Genomic DNA, 18,040 nt, shown 5'->3' with positions numbered 1-18,040 from the left:
ATAAAATTGGTATGAAAGTGATGTTATTACTTTGTCATTAATTTATGGAGGTAGGCATGGCCGTTGCTGCCAATAAGCGCCCTGTTATGACTCTTTTCTCCGGTGCAAACTGTATGTACAGCCATCAGGTTCGTATCGTATTGGCCGAGAAAGGGGTAAGTGTCGATATTCATCTGGCCGAAAAGGACAACTTGCCAGAGGCACTGCATGAGATTAACCCTTATGGTACAGTTCCCACTCTGATAGACAGAGAGCTCGGTTTGTATCAGGCAAATATCATAATGGAATACCTAGATGAGCGTTTCCCTCATCCTCCATTAATGCCAGTCTACCCTGTTATGCGTGGTCGCAGCCGTCTGATGATGCACCGTATCGAAACTGACTGGTACAGCCTGGCAGAAAAAGTTGCGCAGGGCGGAGCAGATGCCGATCAGGCACGCAAAGAGCTGACAGAAGCGTTACTTGCGATTGCGCCAATTTTCAGTGAAGCGCCTTACTTCATGAGTGAAGAGTTTAGCCTGGTTGATTGTTATCTGGCACCACTGCTGTGGCGTTTACCACAACTTGGTATTGACTTATCAGGTGCGGGTGCAAAAGAGCTGAAAGAATACATGCTGCGTTTATTTGAGCGTGATTCATTCCAGGCTTCACTGACTGAAGCTGAGCGTGAGATCCGCAGCTAATGACTTCGAATCGCCCCTACCTATTACGTGCTTTCTACGACTGGATTGTCGATAATCAGTGCACACCACATATTGTGGTCGATGCTGAGTATCCGGCAGTTGAAGTACCACGTCAGTTTGTTCAGCAGGGGCAGATAGTGCTGAATGTTAGCCCCTCAGCAGCAGCTAACTTTTTAATGGACAATGACGCACTGAGCTTCAATGCGCGTTTTTCTGGTCAGCCAATGCAGGTGTATGTCCCCATTGGTGCAGTGCTGGCGATTTATGCGCGTGAAAATGGCGAAGGTACAATCTTCTCTGAGCCGGATCACCCACAGGACGATGAGCACTTAGAAGAGCCAGCTCAAACCGAGGTGATTGAGGAGCCTGCTGAAACCCCTTCAGCAGACAAAGAAACGCCTGAAAAAGCGAAGAAAGCCTCTCACCTGAGAGTGATAAAGTAGCACGTCAGACAACAAAAAAACCTGCCCACTGGCAGGTTTTTTATCTCTCTTTATTAACTTTAACTATTACAAGATTTCAAAAGCTTTAACGACTTTCAGCACACCGTGTACATTACGGGCGATATCAACCGCTCGTTCGGCTTCATCCTGATTGACCAGGCCCATCAGAAAGACTTCACTGTTCTCTGTTACCACTTTAATATTGCCACCATCAATGTGGTCATCGGCAATCAACTTAGTTTTAACTTTGGTGGTTAGCCAGCTGTCGTTGGTCTGTGTGGTAATGCCAATGTTGCTGCCGATCCGCAACTGGTTATAAATACGTTTAATGCCCTGAACGCCCTTGAGGGTGTTGTGAGCTTGCTGTTTCATTTCGACAGTACTGACCTGGCCGACCATCAGTAGGTGGCCGTTGACACTGACCAGACTGATATTGGCGTGATTAGCCAGCGCAGGAATACGCTTGAGTGCCAGTGTGCCTTTGATTTCGATATTGTTATCGTCAATTTGTGAGCCCAAAGTCCGTCTGTCATTGGCCGATGTGACGGCACCAGCGGTACCGGCCACCACCGCGGCAGCACAGCCCTGGATCAGTAATACGGAGCAAAGTATCAGTGCAGGTCGTTTTAACATCTTTTATGCGTCCTGTGGAAAGAGAATATTGTCAATGAGCTGGCTCAGGCAGTGGACAGTAAACAGGTGGGTTTCCAGAATGCGACTGGCCCGTTTGCTGGGCACGCGTATCTCTACGTCATTCGGGCCTAATAACCCTGTCAGTTCGCCACCATCATCACCAATCAATGCAATGACATTGAGATCACTGGTCAGCGCCGCTTCAACCGCACTGATCACACTCTTTTCGTGTCCGTCGATGGCCACAACAAAGAGCAAGTCATTTTGATTGGAAATCGCGCGTACCTGGCGGGCGAAGTAATCTGCACCCTGGCTCTCGTCGCCATTGCTGAGGTTGATTTGCGTCTGACTCAGGGTGAGTGCAGGCAGGCAAGGGCGCTCTGTTTCAAAGTAGTTCACCAGCAGGTTACTGAAATGCTCTGCAATCATGTGACAGCTAGGCACACCGCAGCAGATCAGTTTATTGCCGTTGATCAGACATTGCGCAATGGCATAAGCCGTCGATTCTAGGACTTCAGGCAGTGCTTCACCTGCGGCAATTTGTGCTTGAATACTTTCGGTAAAGATCTCTTTTATTGATTCTTGCATACTAAGTAATATTTCTAATCCATTGGATATCTGGGTTTTTATCGCCTTGAATTGCCACAAAGTCGATCCGTACAGGGACATTGTGCAATGCAGATTGTTGCAGATAATTATATATACTGCGACGCAATTTTTGTAACTTACTTTGACTCAATGCCTGTATTGCGCCACCGAAGCCTCCGCCACGACGAAATTTTACCTCGACAAACACCCAGGTTTCACCTTCTTTCATGATCAAGTCTATTTCACCATAGCGACAAAGATAGTTGCGAGTGATGGCTTTAAGACCTTGTTTCTTGAGATAAGTTTCAGCAAGCTCCTCATAGTGCTGACCTTTTTCCCTGCTGTGATTGAACAGTTTGCTGAACATCGTCTACTGCTGTGCCTGATAATCTTCATACAGCTGTTTCATAAACAGCGGCGTAGGCGGGCGCTGATCCAGACTGACCAGGCGGATCTGATTTTTGTGATACTGCGCCCAGCTCAGTTGGCGGTTAATACGATTGGCGTCTTTGATGGTGAGTGCGCCAGTCAGGCCATCAAACTCCTTACCCGGTATTTTACTTAGCTGTTTTATTTCCGGGATCAGATTCAGCGCATCATAAGCCATGGCAAACAGGCGCTGTTCAATGTCTGACTGCTCAGGCCAAAGCTGGCTGTGTTGCTCGCGCAAGCTTTGCGATTTGACTGCGCCCGGCAGCATCCAGGGTACCTCGGTGAAAAACAGCCCCTCAAGATCCCCTTTGTCTGTTTTATCTATCTGTTTGCTGTAACTGCGTGAGCTGGCATAGAGCGGTATACGATCGGCAAAGGTGCTGACATTGACATCTAAATACGGTTTGAGTAGGCGGGTTTCAATGGCATCACCTAAAATATAGATGGCATCTATATCGCGGCGTGAGCGCGTTTCACTTTCCAGTTCGCGTCTGAACATGCGTTTTATGGTCGCGATCCGTTGTTTTGAGCTGTCTACTTCAAGCAGCTGGCCAACCACTTCGGCCATGTTTTCACTGTCAGAGTAAAAGCCCACTTCAGGCCGGGTTTCGCTGTAACGCTGCCACTGGGTCTCAAAGTGGTTGATAAGGCGTTTACCGGAAGCCGTATCTGGGGCCAGCAGCATAGGTTTTTGATACCCCTTCGCCAGGAAATGCACCATTGCCTGCTCAACTTCATGCTCGGGGTCTAACGCAAAGTAATAGTGGTTTGGATTACCCAGTGCAGCGGGCGTATCCAGGGTATTTAAAAACAGCGTCGGCGCGGTCGTTAAATATGTACTGGCAGTGAGTTTTTCTACATTGCTTTTAAGTAGCGGGCCAATCACAAACTCGGCCTGGCTTTGCTGAAGTTCTCGGTCTATTTGTGCTACATCCAGGGTTTCGTCGATGAAAAAGATCTCTTCAACCCGATTGGCGTCCATTGCCGCCAGAAAGCCGTTTTTAAGGGCTCTGCCCAGGCGCTCACTGCTGCCAGAGGTGGGCAACAGCACAGCAATACGGGTCACATCATACGGCGCGAGATCCAGTGTGGTTTTCACTTCCGTCGGGATAATTTTACTGCCCGGGTGACTGGTATAGCGGCGCTGCCAGTTATTCAGCGCCTGATGAAGCTGCACCGTCGAGCCTAAGTAAATCTGATGGTATTTGGCCAGTTTAACCCAGCCTTGCTGGATCACTGTGCCGCGATCAAAGCGTTCCAGTGCATATGAAGACAATTGTTGTAGTGCCTGCCAGATATCCTGATTCAAACCGGCAATAAGTAATTGGTGTTTGTTGGCCAGATCCGCACTTTTAAAGTAATGTACCAGGGCTTTTTTTGGTAGCTGCTGGGCGGCATACACACTGCCCATCAGATACTGATGCCAGGCCTGATGTTCTGGCAGTTTTAATTTGCTTTCTAAGGTTTGCAGTAAGGCCAGTGCGCTACTAAATTTCTGCTGTTGTTGTCGGGCCAATGCGGTATACAGTTTGTTTTGTACGTGATCGACACTGGCCTTGCTTTCAAGTTCGCTACAGACCTGCTCCAGAATGGGCCAGTTTTGCTCGTCAATGGCGGCTTGTCTTGCCAGATACAGCAACTGAATTTTACTCGCGCCCTGTTTGCTACCAGCCTTATTGAACAGACCTTGCGCATCCAGTTGTTCAGCCGGTGCGGTTGAGGCTGTGGCCAATGTCTGTTTGTCTTGCGTTGAAGCGGTTTTAGGGGTTGTGCCACAGGCCGATAACCCTGACAATACCGCAATCACTAGACTTATATTTTTCAGTCGCACTCGCAAACCTTTACTCATACCTTATGTTTGTGGATATCTTACTGACTGACCCTGGAGAGCTCAATGACAAATGCCGAAATCTCAGACAAAATTGGCACCCTGTATATCGTTGCCACACCCATAGGCAATTTAGAAGACATCAGTGAACGTGCGCTGAAAGTACTGGCAGAGGTCGATTTAGTGGCTGCCGAGGACACCCGTCACACAGGTAAATTATTGAGCCACTTCAGCATAAAAGCAAAAACCTTTGCGTTGCACGACCACAACGAAAAACAAAAGGCGCAGCAGATCCTGGACTGGCTGAAGCAGGGCATGGACATCGCGCTGGTATCCGACGCTGGCACGCCGCTGATCAGCGACCCAGGCTACGCGGTGGTGAACTTATGTCGTGAAGCGGGCGCTCAGGTAACCCCTGTGCCAGGTGCGTGTGCCGCAATTGCGGCGGTAAGCTGCTCAGGTTTGCCAACCGACCGCTTTCAGTTTGTGGGTTTTACACCGGCTAAAAGTCAGGCTCGCCAGAGCTTCTTTAAAGAGGCACATGAGTCTGGCATCACCAGTATTATGTACGAAAGCACGCACCGTATCATGGCCAGTCTGGCTGACTTGCAAACGGCACTGGGCGAGCAACAGCGCGTAGTGTTCGCCAAAGAGCTGACCAAAACCTATGAAACCTTTTTCAGCGGACCTGTCTGTGAGCTGATCGCGTTTCTTGAAAACGAACCCGAACGCCAGCGGGGTGAGCTGGTGCTGATGCTGCCCGGTAAAACCCAGGTTAGCAGCGAAATGACGCCAGAGGCCAAACAGCTGATCGGTTTGCTGGAAGGTGAAATGCCGTTGAAAAAAGCCTGTGGCATTGCTGCCGAGTACTTCGGATTGAAGAAAAACGCCCTGTATAAAGCGATTATTGCTGAGCGTGAAGGGGAATAATCTTAAGTAACGCAAATTAATGCTGCGTTTTACACTAAAGGTGCGTATAATCCCCCGCCTGAGTCAGCCGGATAATCGCTGCCTGTGACGAAAATGATCAGGGGGAGGAAAGTCCGGGCTCCATTGGGCAGGGTGCCAGCTAACGGCTGGGGGGCGTGAGCCTACGACAAGTGCAGCAGAGAGAAGACCGCCTAAGTTCTTCGGAACCGGTAAGGGTGAAAGGGTGCGGTAAGAGCGCACCGGGCCACTGGTAACAGTTGGTTGCAAGGTAAACTCCACCCGGAGCAAGACCAAATAGGGTTCCTTATGGTGTGGCCCGCATCGGAACCGGGTAGGTTGCTCGAGCTTGGGAGCGATCCCAAGCCTAGACGAATGATTATCGATCTCCCTCGGGAGAGAACAGAACCCGGCTTACAGGCTGACTCACCCTCTTTAAGTAACCACTTGATTTACTTTGTAAATCAAGTGGTTTTCTATAACTCTTACCCATCACACCGTAAAACACGAGCCTTTGCTCAGTCGGTTATTTTACTGACAGTGTTACGATATCTTTTTCACTTTCGAATGTGTTAAATACCATCAGGCCTTGCCTGAAGTCAGAAATATCCATTTCTTTATCAGTTAACTCAGTGATCAAGTTTGCCGTTTGCGTATTGAAGGCAAAATACCATATGTCTCTGCCGTTGCTCTTCGTGTTGCCATTCACAACGAGATACAGGCCTGCATCGGTAGAAAAGTGTTGAGTTATGTGTCTGTCGTCAGGGGCCTGCCATAATACCTGCCCTTCACCATTGTATAATCGCCCCTGATAAATGGACATCGATTGGCCTAAACTAGTTAATACGCCAACGTGTTTATCAGGGAAATATTGAGGGGTCTGCGTTTTATTCTTCACATCATAGGTGAACCATTTGGGAGATTTACCATTGTTATCCCTGATAAATAGGGTATGGCGATCTTGATGCCAGGCTTCTGGTTGGCCGACTAACGTATCTAAATGGTTTATTTTATTTGTCTCTAAATTGACAATAAAGACCCGATCATTTCGAGCGCTTGCCAGCTTATCACCCTTTGGACTCCACACCGGTTTTGATAACGCCAGATATTGCTCCTGATTAGCATATATAAGATGGTCGCCCCCCGTATCTAAGTGCTTAACAAACATCTGGCTGTGGCCATTTTTATTGGAAATATAGGCAAGCTTGTTACCATCTGGCGATAAAACGCCTTGCCAGCTATGTGCACTAGTATCTGTCCAAAAAGCAGACTCTGCGTTTCGCAGGTCGCGCCAGCCAATGTTGCCTGTGAGTGTTGCCTGTGTGTAGATCAGTTTCTGTCCATCAGGACTAAAACCGGGAAAATGTAAAAATGCATAGTTTTCAAAGGTAATCGGCAACAGGTGTGCTGAAGCATCTAATTGAAATAAGGATTTTCCGTCACTTAATAGATGGGCACTGACGTTCGGGTTGGTATCAATGAAATACCAGTTTTGGTCTAATGAGGCGAATAAAGTGAAACTGCGATCAGGTAGTGAAAGGTTCCAGATTTGTGAGGTGTGTTGCGCATTAAAGCCTAAAACTGCGATGCCCTTTTTATCCAGTGAACGAGAAATGCGATAAGGGGTAAAGTTGTCATGGCTAGTCAGTAATTGCTCAACTGTACCGTTTTGTATGGTGCCTGAATAGAGGCTAGTTTTTCCCGCAACTTTTCCTAAAAAATATATATTTTTTGTATCTGAATAAAATGCTGAGATGCTGGTGACTTCAGGGACACTAAAAAGCGTTTCGCTTTGGTTTAGCTCATATTTTTTGTTAAAAATTAAATCTCTAAACTCAACTCCCTTGCTTGTTTTAATAGCAATAAGTATCTCGGTTTGGTTGTTTGGCTTGGCTTCTATCCCGGTTTTAGGCTTTACCTCAAAAAATAAAATACTGTCCTTGCTTGATAACAACAATTGTTCTGCATTTGTTTGCAACGATTTTAACCACAACTGACTAGGGCCATTGTCAGAATGACGAATAAACACGATTTGTTGATTACCATCTATGTATCTGGCGTAGGTTTCGTTGTCATTGCTGGCTGTTAGCGGCCGGAAATGGCTCACTTGCCATACTTTAGGTGAGTCAAAAGGTGTCTTTGTTGGGGTCTGAGAAAATAGACCCAGTGCAACTGCCGAAAGTAACAGTAACGATAGAGCGCTAACAAGCATGGTTCGGCCAGTTTTGCTTGTAGTCGAAATAAGCGGCAAAACATCAGGATGAGTCGGTGTTGCTTCAGCTGATGATGGGGTTGTAGTCATCTGGGCTTGCAAAATATAACCGCGCTTAGGATGGGTTTTTATCAGCGATTTAGAGTCATCTTGTAAGCACTTTCTCAGTATCGCGATACAACGCCGGATAGAGCTGGGGTTATAAATTGACCGTGGCCACACTTGTTCAAAGATCTGCTCAGGGGTTACCACGTTATTAATCTGACGGCACAAAACCAGTAATACTTCCATGACCTTAGGTTCAACTGAATAAAGCTGGCCTCCGAGATTGATTTCACCTTTTTGAGGGCAAATTTGCGCATCATTGATGAAGAATATCTCGTTGCTTGAATGTTGATGAGCTGAAATTTCCGTGATTCTACCCTCTGTGGTTTTTTCTAGTAATTTGATATTCATTAATAAATTCAACCCTTAAGCTTTTCTTAATGCAATCCGAACGGTTTTTCCATCGCCATTTAAGCACTGCCCGGTAATGCTGGGGCTCAGATAAATCAATTAACCCACTGTTAAAAGGATAAAAATGTGAACCTACATCCTACCAAAAAACAAATTTTGTTCGCAGAAACTGTTCGCTCTTTTTTGTGTCACTACATAAACAGTTCGAGTGTAATTAGGCATTTGTTAACATCATGCGTACTGCTTTCCACGGTCTTATTTTACAGCCAACCAAGTCTCGCCAAGCCGGCAGAAAATACAGAGGAATTGATCCATGAATTTATTCGAGTGATGAATGACAAGCAACAGACATCCGTTGTTAAATTTGTTGATCATCATCTGGCACAATCGAGTATTGAGGCATTTGGTGGAGAAGGCCGAACGCGTTACATAGGTTATATTACCGGTGAACGGCAATTTCATGGGTTTCTCGAGCTCGATACCATTAAACAGTTATCTCCGCGCAATGGTACTGAGCGATTTCGGATAAGAGTTAAGTCGAGAAACACCGAGTTGTGGTACAACTTAACCATGACAATGCCACAACAATCACCAAACAAACTGGCCAATTTTTATCTGCAACCCACGTCACACCCTAGTGAAGAAAATAGCAAAATATCGAAAACGGAACTGATTAGCCAGGTACGTCACTATATTAATCGTCTTACTGCTCAGGGGTTGTTTTCAGGGGCAATACTTATCGCTGATACTGATACCGTGCTCTACCAAGACGCAAAAGGCTTTACCAATCTCGAACGGACAGCCAAAAACAATGTAGACACTAAGTTTAACCTGGCATCAATGAATAAAATGTTTACCGCGGTGGGGATATTACAGCTGGTTGAGCAGCAGAAAATGAGCTTGGATGATAAGTTAATCAAGTTTATTGACCGGGCAATGTTCCCTGCTGGAGAGTTTGATCAAATAACCGTACGCCAACTGTTAAGCCATACCGCCGGATTAGGTTGGTCACAAGCACCAGATACAGAGCCAAGCTCAGGCAGTGCCGAAAGGAAAGTTACAAAAAACTTTAAACACCTGACCTTAGCTGCAACACCTGGCAGTCAATTCAGGTACAGTAACGATGGCATGGTTTTGTTGGGAGAAATCATGGAAAAGGTCAGTGGTAAAAGTTATTACCGCTATATTCGAGAGCACATCTATCAACCTGCTGGTATGAGTCACTCTGATAGTTACGATCCCAAGCAGGCAATAGAAAATAGGGCCATTGGTTATTATTACGATGCAGAGCAACAAAAAAACCTAAGCAATCTCGAATTTATGGGGACTCGTGGCGGCGCAGCTGGCGGCGGGTTTTCAACGGTTGTTGACTTACATAAATTTTCGCAAGCGCTGACGCAATATAAGCTTCTGTCTAAAGCCTTGACCCAGACGGCATACAGCGCGAAGCCTGAATTACATTCACCGGGCTATGGCTATGGTTTTTCAACTCAAGGTGAACAAGGGAATAGAATTATCGGCCACTCGGGAGATTCGATAGGCGTAAGCTCTCGATTGAGTATTTATTTAGACCAAGGTATTACACTGGCTATTTTGTGTAATAAAAACTTTGTTAGTGAGCCTGTGGTTTGGAAAGTGAATCAACTGGTAAAGCGTTTAAATAAGTGACGAATAACAGATTCTGTGCAACTGCTATTCAGTTCCAGCGTTTAGCAGGTCAAGCACTGGAACTTATTCCTTTATCCCATATCTATTCATATCGCTTTGCAGGTAAGCAAACTATTTAGCTTTGCTGCTATTGAAAAACCGTTTGCTGTTTGTATCTTCACGACATGAATTGTGAGGCGTACGCCAAAGTGCTGCGGTGCCACTTTACCGCAGTGGCTGGGACCGAGTCATCGTAATGATCAGCGTTCGCTGAGCGAACAGGAACAGCTGGCAGAGCCTTAAAAAGCGTGTTGTTTAAAGGGCAGATGGCGGACTGCCCTTTTGAATTGCTGCTCAGTCCCCCAGCAGCAATTCCACCACTTCTTTTCGGGATGTAAGCTGCTTGATCAACAAGATCTGCTCATCATTGACGGCCGAAATACGGACAATATCATTTGCCACTGTAGTTAATATCTCAAAATCACCACTGTGCAGATCGTAAGACCACAATTGTGCGCTTTCATTGATCCCGTACAGGATATTGCCAAAGGCCGTAAAGCGCCGCTCGCTGCCCTGATCCAGAAGTGGCTCAATCAGCTCGTCTTCAACTGGGCCGGAGCGCCAGAAGCGATCCATATGATCAGTATATATCAAAGTGCCATTGGAGGTTTTCAGGGCCCAGGTTACCTCATGGTCGTTCAGAACACGTATGGCTGAGTTTGTCAGGTCCAGCTCAGCAAACGTGAGCACACCATTTATTTTGAGCTGGGCAAGTGCCGTCTGAGCGCGGCTGTCCCAGTAAAACAATTGCTCTATCGGGTGCGCCAGAGTAATGGCGTGTGCAGTGCCATCCAGCGAGAACTTCACCAGCGCTTTGTCGGCATTGGTTAACAGCTCAGTGCCATCGGCTGACCAGTGGGTTTCGTATAAGAAGGTATCCATCGGGAAGTTGCTGAGCTGGCGGGGCACTTGCCCGTCACTGAGCCAGATCTGCATTTGTCCGGAACGTGCCGAGTTAAAGGCGAGCAGGTCACCGCCCGGCTGAAATATTGCATTACTTTCTTCTTTGGTGGAGCGTTCAAAGATCATCGCCTGCGACGTTTGCAGTGAGGCATCATGTCCAAAGGGGAGTGAGAGGATGTCACTGTCATATTGCCCCTTGATCACCAGCATACGGTTACCGTCGGGATGAAACACCGGAGAGCCCATGGGTTCGTCAACCGGCAGGGTCACCGGGCTGACTTGCCCCTGATAGGTGAGGGTATATAACTGGCGTCCGGTACTGAAGGCCAGCTGGTTTTCATAGGGTGAAAAGTTGGGATAGATGGGCCTGAACCGGGCTATGGTATTGGGGTAGTGAATGCGGTGACTGGATACCTGTGTGCCATCGGGCCTGAGCATATCAAGATAGTAGTGCTCACCCTCACCAAGGCGCACAACCGCCAGCAGGCCGTCTTTACGGGAATAATCATAGCTGATGATATCGCCGTCGCTGACCTCATACAGGGGGGCACTGGTGTTATCCGTCATTGAGTAGCGGATCAGTTTCCAGCGCTCGTTTGTTTTTTGTAGCAGTGCGATATGCTCGCTGTCCAGCCACTGTGGCTCTCTGATCTGTGAGTTCTTGCACTCCAGTACACGGGCAGGTGTTTGCGGAGTTTGCAGCGCTTTATTGAAATCCAGTGTCATCAGGTGATAACAGAGTTTCTGGGTGACGGGTTGCACACAAGTTGAGGTCTGTACGAATGCCAGCATTTTGCCATCGGGCGAAAACTGGTGTTGTCCGTTAATATCCAGATTGTTCGTCAGGCGAAACTCCTGCTGGGTGTCGATGCGTTTTGCCCAGATATTATTGCGGCACAGTTCAGTAGAATAACGGTGGAAAACGATATATTCGCCGTCGGGAGAGTAAACCCCGGCCACTTCGAGGTTATCGGTGGCCGTCAGAGGGCGAAATTCGCTGATTGTCAACTGTTCGCTTGAACTTGGCTCAAATAACACCGAAGCTGCAAGGCCAACAATAAAAAAGGCGGCCGCAAACAGGGCAAACCCAAATTGCGCGCGGGAGCGTATCTGAGTTGGTGCTGGTGCGTGGCCTGGTTCTGGCTGCGTGGCTGCTTTGTGCTGTGCAGGTGTCGCGCTTTGCGGCTGGGTCTGCCAGCGTACTTCACATTCCAGGCTGTAGCCCTGCTTGGCATGGGTCTTGATAATGTGCTGTTCTTTGCCATCATCACCCAGTGCTTTTCTTAGCTGAGCAATGCAGCGCTGCAAAGTATTAGGCGAGACGATGGTATCGGGCCAAACCTTGTCGAGCAAAGTGTCCTGACTAATGACATGCCCTTGTTGTTGTGCCAGCGCAGTCAGTACCGACAATGCTTTGGGCGCTAGAGTGATAACCTCATTTCCATCGGTGATTTGGTTACGTGATAAGTCTACGTAAAACTCACCTATCCAGTATTGCTGTGTCATAGTGTTCCTAATGCGCCATGCGCTCCCCGCACCTGTATCAAAATCACACGCTAATTTCAATTTAACTATTTGATAGTAATGCTTTTTGTAATTTTCAGAATAAAGTCAGCGAGAAGTCATCGTCAGGCCCGGATTTTTTACTCTACACCGGTATTTTGATGGCTCTGCTTACTCGCTTATTGGGAGAATAATATGATGAAGCCTGAATTACCAAAGTTACTTTTGTCTGTTGTGGGTCTGTTTGTATGTAGCAATGGCAACACTCAGCCTGTGTTGGCTGAGTTAAACGGCCCTTACCTGGGCCAGGAGCCGCCCGGATTAACTCCAAAAGTGTTTGCTCCGGGACTCGTGTCTACGCCCGACTGGGGAGATGCGATGCATTTCGCGCCAGATAAAGAAGTGCTCTATGTGTCCCGGTGGCGGGTGAACAACGGACAGCGCGAAACAGCGTCTGTGACATTTAAAAGAATCGCTGAGGGTTGGCAGAAAATCGTGACTGATCAAACTGGTCGTGCTGCTTATTACAGCCCGGATGGTCAAGCGGTGTTTTACGGTAAGCAATACAAAACGCGCACCCCGAGCGGGTGGTCTGACATGAAAAAGCTCGGCTCTGCATTTGATGATATTCCTATGATGGGCCTTAAAATGTCGCTCAGGGGCACCCTGGTGTTGGATGAATTTACCCGCGACGGTAGTGGCGTACTGAGGTACTCGAAATGGGCCAAAGGTGAATGGCAGGCGCCACAGGCATTCAGCAAGGCAATCAATACCGGCAAGTGGAATGCCCATCCCTTTATTGCACCTGATGAGTCTTATGTTATGTGGGATGGGGAGCGGGAGCAGGGGTTTGGCAGTTCAGATCTGTATATCAGCTTTCGTCAGCGTGATGGCTCCTGGGGCGAGGCGATCAATCTGGGTGAGCGGATCAACACGGCCGCCGAGGAAGGAGGACCCCAGGTGACGCCAGATGGGAAATATCTGTTTTTCAACAGAATGGTCAAGTCAGAAGGGGAAGCAAGCAAAGCTCAGTCAGACTTGTTCTGGGTCGATGCAAAAATAATCGACGATCTCAGACCCGTTTACTGAGTGTTAAGCTGTCATGTATTTACGACTTGAAGTAAAAGATGTTTGACATTGGTTAGAATTTCAACCAGTATAAAGTAAAATATTTTTTACTTTAAGTTAAGGAAGGTATTCATGACAGGTAATGAAAAACTGAAAGCGTTAAAGGCATTGCTCGACTCGCTGAGTTTTCGGGATCTGACTTTGACCTTAGATCTGTTGGTGACCGGTGCTGTGGTCTATTTCTACGCCTCCAGCCTGATGATGGCCGGTGCGCAGCAGCTCGCCAGTGGTGTCTGGATATCTCAATTGCTCATCAAAGTTGTGGGTGTCTCGATTGCTTTGTCAATTGTCAGTCAGCTACTGCTGGAGCTGGTCAGTGATGGTGATGTGGATAAGCCCATGGATGAAAGAGAAAAACAGGTATCGCTGGTGGGCAATAAATATGCGTTATGGACGCTTCAGGCGGGGATCTGTTTTGCGATCGGCCAGTATGCACTGGAGCAAAATGGTCTGGGTGTCGCTGAGCGTACGGCATTGCCGTTTTTCACGTTGCATATCATGGTTGGCGCCTTTTTATTAGCGGAATTGGTTAATTACGCAACTCAGCTGATCAGAAACCGCATGGTGACACGTTATGGCTGAGTGCACTATCAAAAATCAAATCAGAACACTGAGATTTATGGCGGGTGAGATGACCCAAAAGGAATTGGCAGAGCGCGTTGGCGTGACCCGGCAAACCATCATGGCAATTGAGGCGGCAAAATACTCACCGTCACTGGAGGTGGCATTTAAGATTGCCCGGGTATTTGGTGAGCCCCTGGAAGCGGTCTTTCAGTATACGGGAAATGATACTGGAATATGAGTCTGGCACTTTATTTGCTTTTAATTGTTGAAACATAAAGACCATTGGCGGGCCTGCTGGGTTTGTCGCAGAGTAACCCGTGCTGATCTTAGTGAATGGAAGGACATCATCAATGCACGCAATTAATGCAAATACAGGCGCCAGTGCTGCCAGCCAGGTCTACGCAACGCGTACTGGCTACAATCATGAAAAGCAAACCGCTAATACAGCAACAGCCAGCTCAGCAAGTGATAGCGTCACACTCAGTGACAAAGCCCGGCAAGCAGAAAACCAGTGGCAAGTACTTGCAGCCAAGTATGACGTACACAATATATCGGCAGGTGAAATGCGCAGCTTGTCCAGAGAGCTATTCGAGGGTGGGTTTATTGGCACAGGTGAAATGATGGTAATAGGGGCACCTACTTCAATGAATGAACAATCGCTCAAAAAACACGATTTGCTGAGTGATATGCGTCATACCTACCAGTTGTCGTCTGCCATGGGTGGTCATAGTAGAGAGTCTGGCGAGCTGTATCTGAAATCTATCGACGTGCTCGAAAGACTGAGTAAAACCAGAGTTGCGCCCGTTGCTTGACTCAATGTTTTTTTAACAGTGTACAGTCCACCTTTTCACGTGCCAGTTGATACGCCAACAATCAAACACAGAGTTTGAAAACTTATTTCTTCAGCCTTTTACGTTGCCTCTTCTGTGAAAGGGGGCGGGCCTCAGGTAGCTGCGATAGTTGCACTGGGGTACAAAAGTATAAACGCACAGTTTAACGCATATACAGCGCTATTTAGTATCTGATAAGGTGACTAATGACCTGCTGAGCAGGTCGTCACAACAGGATAGAAAATAACTTAAAAGGAGTGTATATGAGTGAAAAAACAACAGTGCGTTGGCTGGGCGGCGCCGCTTTATCGGTCATAGCTGTCGCCGTGGTATATAACGGTGATCAGCCATCTATCAACGATATAACCCCAAAGATACAAGTCCATGATAAAAACATGCGTGAACCCGATAAGTCGATGCAAAGCCTGATCCGCGTAAATCCTGTGCATCAGGTCGACATACAGGCGCAATATGACAAGGCGTTTCGACAAGTCCAGGCACATAGAGCACAGGAGCAGTCGGACACTCAATGGCAAAACCTGGGCCCTGACATGGTCGGTGGTCGCACCCGGACCCTGGTATTTCATCCGCAGAACCCCGATGTCTTATTTACAGCCGGGATTTCCGGGGGAATATGGAAATCTGTGGATGCGGGTGAAAACTGGCTGCCGGTTGCCAGTGACCTGCCCAGTATGGCGATAGGTACATTAGTCTTTGACCCCACCGACAGTAACCGCCTGTTTGCAGGCAGTGGTGAAGGAGTCTACGTTGGTCGCGGTTTTACAAACAGCATTGGGTTTGCCGGTGACGGGATCATGACATCTGAAGACGGGGGAGAGACCTGGTATCAGCTGGAAAGCACCAACAACAATGTCAATTTCCAGTATGTGAACAAGCTACATTTTGGGGCAAAAGGTCGTTTGTATGCGGTGACGAACACCGGAATTTGGCTGTCTGATGACAAAGGTGAGCGCTGGCAACTGGCACTGGATCAAAGCGAGGTAGTGGGTGGCTGTCTGGAGCTGGCGGTTAGTCCATTAAGTGACGAGCAGGATCACGTCCTGGTCAGCTGTGGCAACTTTGACGAGGGCGGTGCAGTCTATTTGAGTCAGGATTCAGGGCAGAGCTGGCAGGCGGTGATTGCTGAGCCTAATCAGGGACGGACGACGCTGGCCTTTGCACCATCAGATCCAAACACGGTCTATGCACTGGCTGCTTTCAATGCGCGAGGAGAGATACCCCATGCGCTGCAGGGCCTGTATAAATCAGTCGATGGGGGTAAAAACTGGGCGCTGGTTACTGGTCCGCAACACGAAGATATTCTGGGCCGGTATGTGCTTTCTAATCCGAATACACTGAATTGCGACGACCCACAACGGAGTTTCATTTATGGTCAGGGCTGGTTTGACAATACGCTGACCATAGATCCCACCGATGCAGACGTGATCTGGGTTGGTGCGGTTGAGTTGATGCGATCCGAAGATGGGGGTCAGAACTGGCAACAGGTGTCGTTTTATTATCGTGACGCGGATGTTCCTCATGTGGATCACCATGGGCTTTATTTTCACCCCAATTATGATGGTATCAATGAAACCCGGTTATATAACGTTAACGACGGTGGTATTGCTCAGACCAGCAACCCCTCTGCGCCGGGTCTGAGTGCTTGTGCTGAACAGGCCGCTGAGATCTCCTGGCGCTCTTTGAACTCAGGTTACAACGTAACCCAGTTTTATCACGGCGATGTGTCGGAGGATGGCAGTCGGTTAGTCGGTGGCGCTCAGGACAACGGTAGCTGGATATATACGCCAGATATGGGGTGGCAGGACGTTGGACCAGGTGATGGCGGTTATGCGTTTTTTATTGATGAAGCGCGCACGCTGATGTCCAGTCAGAATGGCACCGTATTCCTGCGTGAGAACGGTGAAAACCGGTATTTACAAAAAGCAGACTATGAAAGTGGACTGTTCATCGCGCCGTATGTGGTCGATCCGAATTATCCTCAGCGTGTCTGGCTGGGCGGGCAAAGTTTATGGCGTCTGAATGAGCTATCCGATGGCCTGTTTGAACGTGCATCAGAACGATTTACCGAGGAATATCGCAGGGGCATAACCGCGCTGGCGGTTAAACCGGGGGACAGCAATACGGTCGTTTATGCACAGACGGACGGAGCATTGAAGCGCCTGACGAATGCGTTGAGCGCAGACAGCACGACCATAGGGCAAGATATCAGTTTCTCTGACACCGCCTATGTGCGCGAATTGCACTATAGCATACACAATCAGACGCATATGTATGCAGTTGCCTCGACGTTCGGTGAAAAGCACATCTGGAAAAGTGAGGATGAAGGAAGCAGCTGGCGTGCACTCGATGGCGAAGGGGAGGGGGCGTTCCCGGATTTACCGGTACATACTCTGGTAGAGCTCAAGGAAGATCCGGATGCTTTGTTTATCGGCACCGATTATGGCGTGTATTACACGGGGAATGGCGGCGAACGCTGGCAGCCCTTCATTCATGGCCTGCCCAATGTGGCGGTATACCGCATGGTGTTAAGGCGTATTGAGCACATCAACTATCTCTATGCATTCACATATGGTCGCGGTGTATATCGTATCGCGCTGGACGTGCCAAACTTGGCGCCCCAATGGCGTCACCAGCCCGAAGCGCTCAGTGTCATGCAGGACGAGTCCATAACGATAGAGCTGACCGAGCTGGTGGTTGACTTGAATGGGGATGACTATCAATTTAGTGCCGCAGCGTTACCCCAAGGCTTCGAACTGACGCCATGGGGTACTCTGAGCGGGCAGTTTTCGCAACCGGGCGAGTTCAAGATGAATATTGAAGTCAGTGATGGTCAGCTAAATCAACTGCTTGAGTTGGAATTTGATGTTGAAGCATCCGACGATGGCTCAGGTGATGGCTCAGGTGATGGCTCAGGTGATGGCTCAGGTGATGGCTCAGGTGATGGCTCAGGTGATGGCTCAGGCGATGGCTCAGGCGATGGCTCAGGTGATGATGCGAATGCCGCCAAACCGGGTGGCAGTAGTGGTATGCTTAGCACGCTGCTGGCCATGATTGGAGGCGCACTCTGGTTGCGCAGAAGAAAAACGGTTCACGTATCCTAATCTGATAGTCCGCTGCTATTGGCACATTAAGTGTTTAGCATGAATTGAGATCAAGCCACCTCTGGCGGGTGGCTTTTATCT

Annotated in this window: 15 protein-coding genes and 1 other RNA gene; 10 read left to right on the top strand and 6 right to left on the bottom strand. The window is 48.3% G+C overall.

The window, feature by feature from the left end; all coding sequences use genetic code 11:
* Window positions 1-56: 56 nt before the first annotated feature.
* Together sspA and MHN33_RS12310 are read left to right on the top strand one after the other, a co-directional pair.
* Window positions 57-683: a stringent starvation protein SspA gene (sspA, locus tag MHN33_RS12315; RefSeq protein WP_239398278.1), complete on the top strand. Its 627-nt coding sequence runs from the start codon at window positions 57-59 to the stop codon at window positions 681-683.
* On the top strand, window positions 683-1,126 hold the full coding sequence (locus MHN33_RS12310) for a ClpXP protease specificity-enhancing factor (RefSeq protein ID WP_239398277.1): 444 nt from the start codon (window positions 683-685) through the stop codon (window positions 1,124-1,126). Before sspA ends, MHN33_RS12310 begins: the two co-directional genes overlap by 1 nt.
* Window positions 1,127-1,192: 66 nt before the next feature.
* Here the strand turns inward: MHN33_RS12310 and dolP are convergent, their stop codons facing one another.
* The 4 genes from dolP to MHN33_RS12290 are packed head-to-tail and all read right to left on the bottom strand — an operon-like array spanning window position 1,193 to window position 4,610.
* The gene (dolP, locus tag MHN33_RS12305) at window positions 1,193-1,759 is read right to left on the bottom strand and encodes a division/outer membrane stress-associated lipid-binding lipoprotein (protein ID WP_239398276.1); all 567 of its coding nucleotides are present in this window, start codon (window positions 1,757-1,759) and stop codon (window positions 1,193-1,195) included.
* Window positions 1,760-1,762: 3 nt separating this feature from the next.
* On the bottom strand, window positions 1,763-2,347 hold the full coding sequence (locus tag MHN33_RS12300; protein WP_046005342.1) for an SIS domain-containing protein: 585 nt from the start codon (window positions 2,345-2,347) through the stop codon (window positions 1,763-1,765).
* Window position 2,348: 1 nt separating this feature from the next.
* Window positions 2,349-2,714 (bottom strand): YraN family protein, encoded by a 366-nt coding sequence (locus tag MHN33_RS12295; protein ID WP_239398275.1) that lies wholly within the window; start codon window positions 2,712-2,714, stop codon window positions 2,349-2,351.
* 3 nt (window positions 2,715-2,717) lie between these two features.
* Window positions 2,718-4,610 carry a penicillin-binding protein activator gene (locus tag MHN33_RS12290; protein WP_239398274.1) on the bottom strand — a complete coding sequence of 631 codons (1,893 nt, stop codon included), beginning with the start codon at window positions 4,608-4,610 and terminating at the stop codon, window positions 2,718-2,720.
* Between the two features lie 63 nt (window positions 4,611-4,673).
* Between MHN33_RS12290 and rsmI the strand changes: the two genes are divergently transcribed.
* Together rsmI and rnpB are read left to right on the top strand one after the other, a co-directional pair.
* Window positions 4,674-5,537 (top strand): 16S rRNA (cytidine(1402)-2'-O)-methyltransferase, encoded by an 864-nt coding sequence (gene rsmI / locus MHN33_RS12285; protein ID WP_239398273.1) that lies wholly within the window; start codon window positions 4,674-4,676, stop codon window positions 5,535-5,537.
* 59 nt (window positions 5,538-5,596) lie between these two features.
* An RNA gene (gene rnpB / locus MHN33_RS12280) (RNase P RNA component class A) lies at window positions 5,597-5,967 on the top strand.
* A 93-nt stretch (window positions 5,968-6,060) separates the two neighbouring features.
* Here the strand turns inward: rnpB and MHN33_RS12275 are convergent.
* Window positions 6,061-8,202 carry a winged helix-turn-helix domain-containing protein gene (locus MHN33_RS12275; RefSeq protein ID WP_239398272.1) on the bottom strand — a complete coding sequence of 714 codons (2,142 nt, stop codon included), beginning with the start codon at window positions 8,200-8,202 and terminating at the stop codon, window positions 6,061-6,063.
* Between the two features lie 126 nt (window positions 8,203-8,328).
* Between MHN33_RS12275 and MHN33_RS12270 the strand changes: the two genes are divergently transcribed.
* Window positions 8,329-9,870, top strand: coding sequence for a serine hydrolase domain-containing protein (locus tag MHN33_RS12270; protein WP_239398271.1), 1,542 nt, complete (start codon window positions 8,329-8,331; stop codon window positions 9,868-9,870).
* 333 nt (window positions 9,871-10,203) lie between these two features.
* Here MHN33_RS12270 and MHN33_RS12265 read toward each other — a convergent pair whose 3' ends face one another.
* A complete protein-coding gene (locus MHN33_RS12265; protein ID WP_239398270.1) occupies window positions 10,204-12,318 on the bottom strand; it encodes a winged helix-turn-helix domain-containing protein in 2,115 nt (704 codons plus the stop codon).
* 192 nt (window positions 12,319-12,510) lie between these two features.
* Between MHN33_RS12265 and MHN33_RS12260 the strand changes: the two genes are divergently transcribed.
* The 5 genes from MHN33_RS12260 (at window position 12,511) to MHN33_RS12240 (ending at window position 17,959) form a co-directional block, all read left to right on the top strand.
* On the top strand, window positions 12,511-13,404 hold the full coding sequence (locus MHN33_RS12260) for a hypothetical protein (protein ID WP_239398269.1): 894 nt from the start codon (window positions 12,511-12,513) through the stop codon (window positions 13,402-13,404).
* A gap of 111 nt (window positions 13,405-13,515) precedes the next feature.
* Window positions 13,516-14,025 (top strand): hypothetical protein, encoded by a 510-nt coding sequence (locus MHN33_RS12255; RefSeq protein WP_239398268.1) that lies wholly within the window; start codon window positions 13,516-13,518, stop codon window positions 14,023-14,025.
* Window positions 14,018-14,245: a helix-turn-helix transcriptional regulator gene (locus tag MHN33_RS12250; protein WP_239398267.1), complete on the top strand. Its 228-nt coding sequence runs from the start codon at window positions 14,018-14,020 to the stop codon at window positions 14,243-14,245. The genes MHN33_RS12255 and MHN33_RS12250 overlap by 8 nt, the downstream gene beginning before the upstream one ends.
* 112 nt (window positions 14,246-14,357) lie before the next feature.
* Window positions 14,358-14,819, top strand: a complete 462-nt coding sequence (locus MHN33_RS12245) for a hypothetical protein (protein WP_239398266.1) — start codon at window positions 14,358-14,360, stop codon at window positions 14,817-14,819.
* A 281-nt stretch (window positions 14,820-15,100) separates the two neighbouring features.
* Window positions 15,101-17,959, top strand: a complete 2,859-nt coding sequence (locus MHN33_RS12240; protein WP_239398265.1) for a sialidase family protein — start codon at window positions 15,101-15,103, stop codon at window positions 17,957-17,959.
* Window positions 17,960-18,040 lie beyond the last annotated feature (81 nt).

This window comes from Pseudoalteromonas sp. OOF1S-7, from assembly GCF_022347765.1.
In the GTDB taxonomy this organism is placed as follows: domain Bacteria; phylum Pseudomonadota; class Gammaproteobacteria; order Enterobacterales; family Alteromonadaceae; genus Pseudoalteromonas.
This window is presented reverse-complemented; position numbering and strand designations above follow the sequence as displayed.